General features: G+C 43.4%; 8 protein-coding genes and 1 riboswitch. All 8 genes read right to left on the bottom strand.

Annotated elements, in window-relative coordinates; genetic code table 11:
• Positions 1 to 443 precede the first annotated feature (443 nt).
• The 8 genes from W7W_RS0111490 to W7W_RS24065 all read right to left on the bottom strand — a co-directional run bounded on the left by W7W_RS0111490 (position 444) and on the right by W7W_RS24065 (position 12,715).
• Positions 444 to 1,487 (bottom strand): FecCD family ABC transporter permease, encoded by a 1,044-nt coding sequence (locus tag W7W_RS0111490; RefSeq protein ID WP_010663905.1) that lies wholly within the window; start codon positions 1,485 to 1,487, stop codon positions 444 to 446.
• Positions 1,484 to 2,602 (bottom strand): ABC transporter substrate-binding protein, encoded by a 1,119-nt coding sequence (locus tag W7W_RS0111495; protein WP_010663906.1) that lies wholly within the window; start codon positions 2,600 to 2,602, stop codon positions 1,484 to 1,486. The genes W7W_RS0111490 and W7W_RS0111495 overlap by 4 nt, the downstream gene beginning before the upstream one ends.
• Positions 2,592 to 3,446 (bottom strand): sirohydrochlorin cobaltochelatase, encoded by an 855-nt coding sequence (locus tag W7W_RS0111500; protein WP_010663907.1) that lies wholly within the window; start codon positions 3,444 to 3,446, stop codon positions 2,592 to 2,594. Before W7W_RS0111500 ends, W7W_RS0111495 begins: the two co-directional genes overlap by 11 nt.
• Before the next feature lie 16 nt (positions 3,447 to 3,462).
• Positions 3,463 to 5,625, bottom strand: a complete 2,163-nt coding sequence (locus tag W7W_RS0111505) for a TonB-dependent receptor (RefSeq protein ID WP_010663908.1) — start codon at positions 5,623 to 5,625, stop codon at positions 3,463 to 3,465.
• Between the two features lie 115 nt (positions 5,626 to 5,740).
• Positions 5,741 to 6,022, bottom strand: a riboswitch (cobalamin riboswitch).
• 455 nt (positions 6,023 to 6,477) lie between these two features.
• Positions 6,478 to 6,759 carry a hypothetical protein gene (locus W7W_RS22090; protein ID WP_010663909.1) on the bottom strand — a complete coding sequence of 94 codons (282 nt, stop codon included), beginning with the start codon at positions 6,757 to 6,759 and terminating at the stop codon, positions 6,478 to 6,480.
• 183 nt (positions 6,760 to 6,942) lie between these two features.
• Positions 6,943 to 9,366 (bottom strand): glycoside hydrolase family 31 protein, encoded by a 2,424-nt coding sequence (locus tag W7W_RS0111520; protein WP_010663910.1) that lies wholly within the window; start codon positions 9,364 to 9,366, stop codon positions 6,943 to 6,945.
• Between the two features lie 178 nt (positions 9,367 to 9,544).
• Entirely contained in the window at positions 9,545 to 12,412 is a 2,868-nt protein-coding gene (gene galA, locus W7W_RS0111525; protein ID WP_010663911.1) for a beta-galactosidase GalA, read from the bottom strand.
• 117 nt (positions 12,413 to 12,529) lie between these two features.
• Positions 12,530 to 12,715 carry a hypothetical protein gene (locus W7W_RS24065; RefSeq protein WP_081485176.1) on the bottom strand — a complete coding sequence of 62 codons (186 nt, stop codon included), beginning with the start codon at positions 12,713 to 12,715 and terminating at the stop codon, positions 12,530 to 12,532.
• Positions 12,716 to 12,734: the final 19 nt, after the last annotated feature.

The raw sequence follows: 12,734 nt of genomic DNA on the forward strand, positions 1-12,734 counted from the left end.
TTGTCTTGATACAAAAAAGTAATCAAAAAACTTATTTCATGATTATTGCTACGCTCGACAATATTCAAGCAAGCTTGATATTGTTCTCACTAAACGCAATAATTCAAGACTTAACCAGCTTTCACTCTAAAAACTACGGTTCTTCCATCGAAATCGTCTAAACTCATCTCACTTGCTGCGCGCGTGAGATTCAAACAAAGACGATTTTTCGATGAAACAACCTTGTTTTTAGGCTTACCTGCCAAGGTCGGCACCCAACAAGCCCGACAGCTCTTTTAAAAAATTATTTTGGACAGGGTTGATTTTACATCTAAAAGTCTAACGATCGACTGTCATTTAAACGCAAATAAACAATAGCCAGAGATAATCATCACCTCTTTTAATTCTCTTTGCCCCGTGCCCCATGCTCCATGTACTATGTTCCATGCACTATGCCCGATGCACTATTCTTTATTTCTCTTCCCCTTCCATATCACCCATATAACCACGGGAGCTCCCACAAATGCAGTTACCGAATTAATGGGCAATTCCTGCTCCAATCCCGGGAGCCGGGCTACCAAATTACAAAGCAATGCTATTGCGCCACCAATAACAGCAGCATTAATGACCAGATGATAATGATTGGCTGTCCGTGATAAAAGTTTGGCCAGATGCGGCACTGCCACTCCGATAAAAATAACAGGACCACAAAAAGAGGTTACCAAAGCAGTTAAAAAACCGGCCGTGATAATGACCCCAAATCGGGCCCTTTTCAATTGCAATCCCAAATTAATGGCATATCTGTCACCCAGTGACAGAAGATTCAAGGACTTGCTCAAAGCCAGTGACGAAACGGATAAAACAATCGTCACCAGACTAAATATCCAGGCTTTTTCGGCTGACATCCGACTAAAACTACCCAGGCCCCAAATCACATAATTGTGAACATCTTCTTCAGTGCTGTAAAATTTCAACAGCCCCACCAACGAAGAAGACAAATACCCAATCATCACTCCGATAATCAGCACACTGAGTGTTCCTCCGATGCGACCGGAAATAAAAAGAATTAAAAAAAGCACAAGGCCAGCCCCCAAAAATGAAGAAAGTATTACTGCAAAATCCCCCCACACCCCAAGACTGTAAAACGAAAAACCTAAGACCTGACCGGAGAACAGCATTACAAATGCCACCCCCAGACTGGCACCAGATGATATCCCTAACACGGAAGGACCCGCCAGCGGGTTCTTAAAAAGGGTTTGCATCAATAATCCTGCAACACCCAGGGCCATTCCGGCTCCTACCGACACCAAGGTTTGTGGTAAGCGGGTTTTGATTACAATATTTTCAAAAATAACATTGCTGGTTTCCCCGGTAAAAAGAAGAGTGACCACTTCTGATAAGGGAATATGAACCGACCCCAAAGCCACATTTAAGACCATAAGAATGGCTGTCAGCAAAAGTGCTGCCACTAAAACAATGGTGACTCGTTTACTCCCTTTTCCAATCATTTCAGTCTTTCATAAAAAAACGGTTCATAAGCCGGTAAGATCTCCCGATGAAAAAAATGGATGTAATCGGCCAAAAGCACATCCGGTTTCACGGCAGATTGCTCATAATATGGTTTCTCCCGAATATTGCACAACAAAACATTTCTCTCCCTAACGGCTTTAAAATCAGCATACCTGCCATCCTGCTGCAAGAACTCATAAAGTGTTAGTCCTGTTTTTTCGGGATGAACCAGGCGCCAGAAATCAGCATTATGCGCCTTTCTGTAAATGGTCTCAAAATCTACCGGATAAGCCCCCTGTTCATCATCATTAATGACATAATCAGCACCGGCATCACGAAACAGACGAGCATAGAAACTATCTCCCCCCGGGACATACCACGATCCGGAACGCATCTTCCCGGAAAAAACTGTTGGCCGATGCTCAACTCCGGCCATCTCTGTTTTTAGTTCGCAATAGCGTCTGGCAATCTTATTGAAAATCGTATCTGCCTTTGCCTCCTGCCCTACAAAAAGAGCCATCATCTTCAACCATTCAGATCGTCCAAGCGGAGTCATTTCATTATAAGCAGCCATCGGAACAAGCGGAATTCCCATATTTCTTAAAACATCGAACCCACCAGCTTTAAACGGTGACACAAAAATCACATCAGGATCCAAAGCTGCCAATACTTCCAGGTTAAAATTCCCTTCCTTTCCGATTTGTTTAACCTTACCTTCAGCCACCCGAGCATTCATCTCTTCATGAAAAAGATAGCGGCTGCTGTTAATGGCAACAATATCATCGATATCGTCCAGCGCAAAGAAATAAGCCAACTGGGTGGATGACACACAGACAATCTTTTTGCAGGGCACCCTAATTGCATTTTCTATGCCGACCGCATCAATGCTGTCTTTAACCAAGGTAAACCTGCGGGCCGACTGTTCAGAGTGATGCTCATCGATAAAAACTGTCAGTAAATGCCGGTCTCCCTGTTTTTGTAACGTGAACTCCCGGGCATACTTTAGCTCCACGTCTTGTATCTTTTCCGAGGCTGAGTTTTCTTTTTCCTGCTGAACACCACAGCTCTGAAACAAAATTACCAGCAACACCAGACTCAAAAATTTACAACTCATCGAAAGCCCCTTTTAAATGGTCAATCCATATCTTCACGACCTCATCATATTCTGCCAGTCCTTTCATCACAACATCCACATCAAATCCTTCAGTTTCAAGCTGCGATTTCCAGCTCTCCTTCTCCTCGCCTGCCATATCGTTTTGGGCATGGTCACCAGCTACCGACATAAATGGAGTTAATGTCACTTTTTTAATATGCTGTTTTTTTAATTGTTTTATCACATTATCAAGTGAAGGGTATCCTTCCACAGTTGCCACATAATGGCGGTCAGACAAATCATTCAGATAATACTGAAATCCCGGATAATAGATATTGGCATCGTGATGGGTCCCATGCCCCATAAGCACCACCGCCTCATCATCCAAAACTGGTAGTTGTTGCGTAAAAAAACGGGCCATACGCTGGAGATCCTCATGGTTACTTACCAGCGGACGTCCCATGGTTGTTTTCCCACCCCTTTTTTGAATCCGGCTAAATCCTATAACAGTGTGTACCACATCATGAAATTCAGCCCCCGGAATAATATGCAGAGACTGCGCTGCTATATGTGTATATCCGGCCTCTCCCATTTTTGCCAGCGCTTCGGAAGGCGAATCAATCGGAATGCCTTGTTTTGCCAGTTTCTTTCGAATAAATCCGGAGGTATAAGCCCAGAAAACATCGATATCGGGCCAGTTTGTTTCGACCGCCGCTTCAATGTTATCAAAAACTTTCCGGGCTTCGGGATAACTGGTTCCAAAGGTGACCAGTAAAATACCTTTCTTCTGATTTTTAGTCTGCGCACTTGTTCCCATGCTAAATATCATTAGGGCGATTATGCCTATTAACAATAACTTTTTCATTGGTTCCGTTTTTTTCTTATTCTGAGAAATTAATTCTCAACCCCATAAAAAAGGTGCGCCCCGGCGTTAAAGTTCCATAATGAGCCCCGAGCGGACTGTCATCCACATAATCAAAAACATTGTCAACTCCAGCAGACAGTTCAACTATCAAACTTCCCAAATTGGAGAAAGTATGATTGGTGGTAAAATTCCATAAATCATATCCTTTTGCGTTGGGATCTCCATCATAGAATTTTTCGTCCTGGATACGGCCAAAAATATTCGCATTCAGCGCGTAATTCTTCCAATGGTGATCATAAGCCAGTCTGATGTTACCACTATGCTCCGCAACACCCTCCAAACGAATATCATTGGTAAGGTTTCGGGCATTGACATAACTATATCCGCCGCCAAAAGAAAAACCAGCACCTGTCCGCACATCCAGTAACACATCAACACCCTCGGATCTGGCTTCTGAAATATTATCATGAATCCGCTCATTTTCCCCTTCCCCGTCAACATAATCAATCAGATTATCAACATTGATGCGGTAGGCTGATGCACTCAAAGAAACTTTCCGGGTGTTGTATTCAACACCGGCAGATAAATACTCTGACTTCTGAGGATCCAGTTCGGTATTACCGAGGTAAACGCGTCCCCGCCTTTCATAATTGTAATAAAGTTCTTTGAGCGTAGGAGCTTTAAAACCTAAACCATACGTACTGCGAATATTGAAATTCCCAAGCTTGAAAAGTGCTGAAAGTTTAGGGGTAAAGGCACTACCAAACTCTTTATGATTGACGTACCGGACACCTGCCACCACATCCAAAACATCAAAAAACGTCATTTCATCCTGAGCATAAAGAGCCAGGGTATAAACATCAGCTTCTCCATCCACAAGACGGTCGGCCGATACCATTTTTTCATTCAGGTAATCAACGCCTACAGTCAGCGTGTTTTTAGATGATATGACATTCAGATACTTTAGTCGGGCATTATCCAGACGCTGATCATTATTGATGGTCTTCTGATCTTTCAGAAAATCCCCATCCACATCATCATGATTGTACCGATAGTAATAAAGAAAATTATCGTGGTGATAATCAAAAGAAATATAATCTCTGCCATCCAACAGGTGTTTGGCTCCGGCTCCATAAGCCTCATCCTGATAGTAATAGCCATAATCAGCCACAGCTTGTTGTCGGAACATATCCTTCTGATAATAGGTACCTCCGGCATAGAAATCCAGTTTTGGTGAAGCCGCAAATTCAAATTTTTGAGTTACCGTAAAGTCTTCATAAGCCTTCATGGTTTTCTCTTCTGTTTCAACCAATTCATCACCATCTTCTTCATATTTGCTGAGCTGCCAACCGTCGCTGCTTTTACGAGCAAAGGAGGTGTGAGAAGACAATCTGCCGGCATCCACTTCCACCACATTATTTTGTTGCCAGGTATTATTTCCCCTGATACGAGTGGTGTTAGAAAAATGGCTTCTTTGTCTGGATTTCTTGGTGATAACATTCACAACACCGGCAATAGCATCGGAGCCATAAAGCAGTGATGAAGCTCCTTTCAGAATTTCGATACGTTCAATATTATCGGGATTGATTCGATTGAGGTCGATATTGCCACCAATATCCCCATAAAGTCGTTTCCCATCAATCAATACCACGATAAAATCGTTGCTCAATCCGTTAAGCTTCATAAAAGCTCCCATGGAACCGGGACTAAAGTCAAATGAAGGACTCAGACTCAGCATCAGGTCATTAAAATCGGTAGCTCCGACACTTTTCACCTCTTTGGAGGAAATGAGTTCTGTCGGGACAGGCGCATTTTTTAAATGGTGAGCAGTTCCTGTCCCGGTAACGACAACCTCTCCAAGATTGCTGGTTGATTCCTCCAGAGAAAAGTCCATTTCATTGCGACCTTCAACAATTTCAACATCCTGCCTGATTCTTTTAAATCCATTGAAAGAAACAATCAAAGAGTAATTTCCGGGCTTAATACTGTTAAATTCATAATGCCCCTTGTTGTTGGAAGCGGTCCCGGTATTGGTTCCTTTGAAATAAATGTTTGCCCCCGGCAGAGATTTGCCGGATTTACTGGTGGTGATTTTTCCTGAAAGAGAGGTGCTTTGTGAATAGGCAGACATACCCATTCCCCATAATAAAACTACAATAGTCCAAAAAAATTTCTGCATGGTTAAAATAATTTTAATTAATTATTCCACCTTGCATCCATAATGATAAAGAAAAACATGCCGAACACGCGCGCGAATGTCCTAAACATATACTTCTATCCCGGAAGCAAAATGTTAGATAAAACTCATTCTGGCAGGTTTTCTGGCTCGCTCCGGTTTGAAAAGACCTTCCCGGAAACATTTTCAATTATCAATTACCAGTTATCAATTACCAATGTTAAATTGTCAATTGATTATTGGTCACTGATTATTGCTTTTTGTTTCCAGTGGTAAAAGAGTTTTTTCAAACCACCATTAAAGAGCTTACAGCTGCGGGTACAGCTCCGGATTTACACCGGATTCCCTTTTATTACCTCCAAAGAGCTCAGAGGTAATCACCAAAATCGGGGACAAATATATTGATTATTTATCAATATGAAAGATTAAAGAAATGTTGACTTATTAAAAATAGAATGGACCAAAACAAATCTAACGCCCAGCTATCTCAAAATAATTCCTTGTGCTCCTAGCCTTTAACCTCAAATCATCATGCTTTTATATAATTTTTTGGTTCATCACAATTAATAGATACTTAAAATGGGTACGCCCCACCTCGGGGTCGATTTCAATAATTTAAAACATGAGCTATAAAAATTTGACCCACTTACGGGGTCATGACTTTAAATTATAGCAGAGCGGAGCCTGAAGGGCTCCAATATTTATATAAATAATTGGTAAAAGAATACCGACGCTGAAGGTGTCGAATTCTTATAGTTTCCTGAAGCGATTTACTTTGGCATCAGTACACATATTTATTATGAAACTATTTAGGGGCTGCTGAAAAAGTCAGCAGGCCTATTTTAAATATATATTTTATTGTCCTTTTTGGCATTGCCCCAAAAAGAACGAAAAAAGTCTAGTCCGTTTAAACCTATCCGCCCGCGAAAGCCAAAATTTCCGGCCATTGCGCAAGGCCTTGAAAGTCGCCCATTTGGGCTTCCCGATATCCGCCGGCCCGGAAAACGGACAGGCCACCGCACCTTTTAAATAGGAAAAGTCGTTTAGCCTAAAAATATTCTTTTGAACAGTGATATTTTGACTATTAATTACCACAGGTGCAGACTTCTTGAAAGATTTACTTGAAAAACCTTGCATTTTGAATGATGTTATTGGCTATAATTGATTTATTATTAATTCTTTGATTGTTTTTCAGCAAGCCTTATTTAAAAAACTTTGCGTCTCTGCGTAAAATACTTTACGCATATTATTAAAAAAGCCCCGGCAAGAATTCCTGCCGGAGCTTCACATTAAACAGATAACTGTATTAAAAAATCTCGATTACTTAACTGTGACACTCAGTTTTGCTTTCCCTCCCAGTGGATTTTCTTTTAACTCAAACGTTTCGCCTTTTAGTGATAGTTCCACTTGCTGTAATGTATTATCAGAAGGCAGACAAACCATGCCTTTGACCGATGTTGCATCGGCAACAAAGACTTTCAATTCCAGTTTAGACCAGTCCATTTGCATAGTTGATTGGGCGAGTTTAATGTGCGGCACCACTGCGCCATCACGAACCAGCATCACCACGGGAACGTCACCGGCTTCAATTTTGTGCCATCCAGGTGTGTAACCTTTTCCAGACTGGTAATCGATCCACTTATGGTTTCCGGGTAGATATACATTGCGGGTATTCGTATTTTCAAAAATCGGAGCCACCAGAACATCCTGACCAAACAGATACTGATTATCCACAAGCCATGCACCAGGATCATCGGGATATTCCACAAATAGAGCGCGCATCATTGGCAGACCATTCTCTGCGGAATGTTTGGCCTGGGCATAAATGTAAGGCATCAGCTCATACCGCATATTCACCGCTTTTCGGAAAGCATCGGTAAAGTCCTCTCCGTATTCCCATGGTTCTTTTGGTGGGGCACCATGCGTGCGTGAATGCGAGGAGAGCAAACCAAAAGGCAGCCATCTGCGATACAAATCTTCAGGGGTTTTCAACACAAAGCCTCCTATGTCGTGACTCCAGAAGGAGAAGCCGGACAGTCCCATGGACAAGCCCCCGCGAACAGTAGCCGACATGGCTGAATTGGTATTGGCAGGATCGCCACCCCAATGCAACGGCCATCGCTGACTGCCGGCCCACGTGCTGCGAGCCCACATGATTTGGTCACCGGTAACCTCTTTGGTAATATCGGCTACTGCTTTGTTGTACCTCAAAGGATAAAGGTTGTGCTCATAAAAACCGGTTCGACCGTTGTAAAAAACCCCTTTGGCAGGAGCGGCCTCTCCAAAATCCACTTTTATGGCACCCACTCCCAGTTCTAGCAAACCTCTCAGTTTATTTTGATACCAGGAAACAGCTTTTGGATTGCTAAAGTCCAGAATGGCATCTTCAGTAGGAAGATTTCCCTTGTCGTTTTTTATGAATAGTCCTTTTTCGATAATCTCAGGGAAGAGTGTATTTTGTGGAACAAAGTAAGGCAATTGCCAGAGTGATGTATGAAAACCCTGATTTTTGAGGTCTTTTATCATTTTCCCTGCGTCATCGAAACGCGATTCCGAAAATTGATAATCGCATCGCCAGTCGGTTTCGAACCAACCGGTATCAAAATGAATCACATCACAGGGAATTTCATATTTGCGGAGGTCATTTGCCACGTTGCGACCATCTTCTTCTGAAAAATAAGTGATGCGACTCATCCAAAGCCCAAACGACCACAGTGGAGGCATTTCAGGCTTTCCGGTTACATCGGTATAAGCATCCAGAACCTCCCTGGGGTCTCCCAAAAAAACAAACAAATCCAACGTTTCGTCACCGACCATCAGAGAATTGGCACCACTGAAATATTTACCCACGTCGCAGGTAATTGGTGACGAAGTATGCATAAACATTCCGTAACCACGGCTACTCAGAAAAAACGGGATGGGCTTGTAACTGGTTTCGTTCTGGGTACCGTTGGCATCATCTACCCACAGCACAACTTTCTGACCCCGCTTATCCAATTCGGTATATTGTTCTCCAAAACCGAAGATTTTTTCATCGGGCAAAAGATTAAAAGTTGCCGAAAAACTACGGCTGTAATCTGAGGCTCTGCGAACATACGAAAAAGGCATAACGGGCGTGTAAGTAGCCTCAGCATTGTCCACGTGATGATTGGTGCTGGTTAATAGTTTGCCCTTTTCATCATAGAACGAAACGCGCCAGGGATTTTCATCAATCACCACAGCTCCAAATTGGCTGCTGTACCTGTGGCCTCCCTCAATTTTCTCATACTTCCAGGCATCGCTGGGTGGCATCTTATTATTGACGAGCATCATGGATTCTCCATTGGCCACTTCGGGGCTCACAAAGCCGGACTGTGCCTGTAGTCGAACCGTCCGGGGAGAAACAAACTGCACAGAAAACGGGAGCGTAGGCGACACTTCATATTCGGCTTCAGGAAACTCATTGGGTGTCACCGGACGCAAAACTCCCAGCATATTGTTAAAAGCCATACGGGTTTTGAACTCATACCGGTTGTAAACAATTTCTCCGGTACCGGTTTCCGGGTCAAAACTGACCATCTTATCGGCCAGATAATAAGTGTTTTTAAAACTGCGAAAATCATCACTGATATCCACAGGTTCGTTACGAAGGCCCATTTCCTGGACCTGGGCGTTTACAGGCACCAGAATCAGTACTGACAGAAACAGTAAGGTAATCCTGGAAGAGGGTTTTGCCCATAATTGGAGAAAAGTTCTTTCTTTCATAGACTCTTTAATTTTTAGTAAGAAGCTAAATTTGTTTAATGATTTATCCACAAATCAGAAAAAAAGGGATGAACTGAAAGCCAATAAATGTCTCTCACCTCATCCCTTTCTCATAAATTCCGGTTACAGGAAAAAGCAAAGCTTTAACACACTCCCGGAAGACTTAATATACAAATATTTACTTCACGGCAGGTCTGCCTTCGGCCTCCACCACTTCAATGATCAATTCCCCGGTTTTCAATCCATCTGAATTACCAGTTAGCTTTATTTCACCGGCCCCGCCAGTGGATTGAATAATAACCTGAGCCAAACCATTAAATGTTTTGCGCTGCCATGGCTCAGCAGGAATGACTACCTGCAGTTTTCCGGGTTCGGTATTTACCACCGACCAGGGATTTTCTTTCACATAAGGAGTAGCAACAACCACAACACGATTGATTCCGGCTTTCAAATAATCTTTCTTAAGATGAAAGACTTTTTCGTACTCTGCAATATCCTTCTCAATTAACTGACCATTAACATACAACGACGGATTATCCCCAATGCTGCGGAACATCCAGTTAATATCGCCGCTAAGTTCCTCTTCTGAAAGATCAAACTGACCAATAAACACGGTTTTCTGAGCTTCTGTACCTGGTTCCAGGCCGTCATTATTCAAAGCATCTTTTAGTCCTTGTACATCAAAGTCAGGATTAAGCACCTGTGAAATATTTGATTCAGTAGCCAGTGTTTGTTTCCAGTTATTGAAAACGACTGTTTTGTAGGCATCAATGTACCGGTCCGGTTCATGAGAGGTAGGATCACCGTTACCCACACCAATAATTTTGCCAGGTCCCTCAATCTCAAAAGTGATATTCCTGTTGGCCGTAGGCACCACACGTCCCTTTTTATCGGTCACCTGAACAGTAACGATGGCCACATCTTCACGATCCCCATCAATGGTTTGACGGTCCGCAACCAGTCTTACTTTTTGAGATTCCCCGGTTGTTTCGACGATTTCAGTATCAACTTTTTTCCCGCTATCATAAGCAACCGCCTTTAATTGTCCGGCCTTGTAGGGAACTTTCCATTCCAAATGACTGTTAGGTTCCATCTTCTTGCGACCAAAACTCGTTCCATTGGCAAAGAGTTCCACTTCATCGTGGTTACTATAAACCCATACGTCGAGGGCATCACCTTCACGACCTTCCCAGTTCCAGTGAGGCAGAATATGCAACACATCCTCATCGCTCCACCATGATTTCAGGTACCAGACATTGTCTTTGGGTAATCCACACAGATCAAACATCCCAAAGTAAGAAAGTACGGAAGGATATCTGAAAGGTGTTGATTCTCCACGGTAATCGAAGCCGGTCCAGATAACCATCCCGGCAAGGTAATCGCGATCGGCATAGTGTTGCCATCCCTGCTGAATGCTCATAAATCCGCTTGGTGTAGGAACATCATAAGCTTTGAGGTATTGCTTTTCCTGATCATCTACATAGATGCCACGAGTAGTATTGGTAGAGCCCTGCTCAGTACCCAACGAAGCCTGCCAGGGGAATTTCTCATGATGCTCATCGGTACTACCATGTCGCAGATAATTGAAACCCATCACTTCGATCACAGAAGAGATACCGGCACCCCAGGCACCACTGACGGCTGCATTAGCCGGACGAGTTGTATCCAGCGTTTTAAGATAAGCCTGCATATTTTGCGCCATCATGGCACCACGTTCTCCGTTCTCTATCATCCACTCCTCATTCCCAATGGACCACAACACAACTGATGGATGGTTGCGATCCCGAATGACCAGACGTTTGAGATATTCAAGCATGTAATCGGTCGTCCCCATCAGGCGGTTTTCATTCAGAACAAGCATTCCCATGCGGTCGCAAGCCTCGAGTAAGGCAGGAGTTGGCGGATAATGTGCGGTACGGTAGGCATTGTTCCCCATATCTTTCAGTTGCTTCAGTCTCCATTCATGCAAACCATCAGGGATGGCGGTTCCCACGCCTGCATGATTTTGGTGGTTATTGGTTCCTTTTATTTTCACATGCCGTCCGTTCAGGAAAAATCCTTTATCAGGATCCCACTTAATGGTACGAATCCCGAAAGTAGTTTCATATTTATCCACAACCTGGTCATTGCTGTGAATCAAAGTTTCAAGAGTATATAAATGAGGATCATCAAGATCCCACAAATGCGGATTATCCACTTTGTACTCAAAAGTGTATTCGTCACTACCCATCGGAATAAGTTCAAATACACCGGATTTCCCCTCTGCCACTACGTCACCGGCAGCATTAACAATCCTGTTTTCCAACGAAAAGGAGGATTTTCCCAGGTTCTTATTCCGAACAGTCACCCGGGCAGTGACGGTTGCTTCATCTCCATCCACTTCCGACGTAACAAAAGTCCCGTATTGAGGCACATGCAACGGATTAACCTTGGTCATCCAAACATGGCGATAAATTCCGGCTCCTTCATAAAACCAGCCCTCTTCCATGCTGGCATCCACACGTACAGCCACCACATTCTCACCGCCGTAATTCAGGTATTCGGAAACATCATAAGAAAAACCGGTATACCCACTAGGCTCGTTGCCACAATAAAAACCATTGACCCATACTTTCGAGTCACGAAATACGCCGTCAAACTCCAGAAAAATACGTTTCCCTTTATCCGATTCCGAAACAGAAAATGTTTTACGATACCACCCCACGCTGGTATCCGGAAATCCGGGACCAACTTTTTTGTACCCATGACTATGACTGGCGTCACCGGAAAACTCCATTTCAGCAGCCCAGTCATGCGGCAGATCCAGGGTCCGCCAGGTTCGGTCATCAAAATCAGCAGCTGCAGCTCCATCACCATAACCGGCTTTAGCCAGATACGTAAAATAACTGGTACCCATATTGAAGTCTTTTTCCACATCGTGGGGATGACCGAAAGTAAACTGCCAGTCGAAGTTCATCAGCAGGCGCTCACGCGGGCTGGCTGATGACAAAAATGGCACCACCATAAAAAGCAGTAAAAGGATTTTTCTTGTTGTGTGTGTTTTCATATTATAGATAATTTTATTTTAAATAAAGGGGCTGTCTAACCTGCTTAAAAAATTAGTAACACTAATATGTACTTCTTCATAATTGTTCTTTTTGGCATTCCGCGTGTCGCCGAAGCTTTAGCGGAGGCACTGCCCAAAAAGGAACCAAAGAAGTCTAGTCCACTTAACCCTATCCCCCCGCGAAAGCCAAAATTTCCGACCATTGCACAAGGCCATGAAAGTCACCCATTTTGGCTTTCCTCCATCCGCCGGCCCGGAAAGCGGACAGGCCAACGCGCCTTTCAAATAGCTAAAGTTGTTCATTATTACAACATTCGTATAA

The sequence above is a fragment of the Marinilabilia salmonicolor JCM 21150 genome (genome assembly GCF_000259075.1).
Taxonomy (GTDB): domain Bacteria; phylum Bacteroidota; class Bacteroidia; order Bacteroidales; family Marinilabiliaceae; genus Marinilabilia; species Marinilabilia salmonicolor.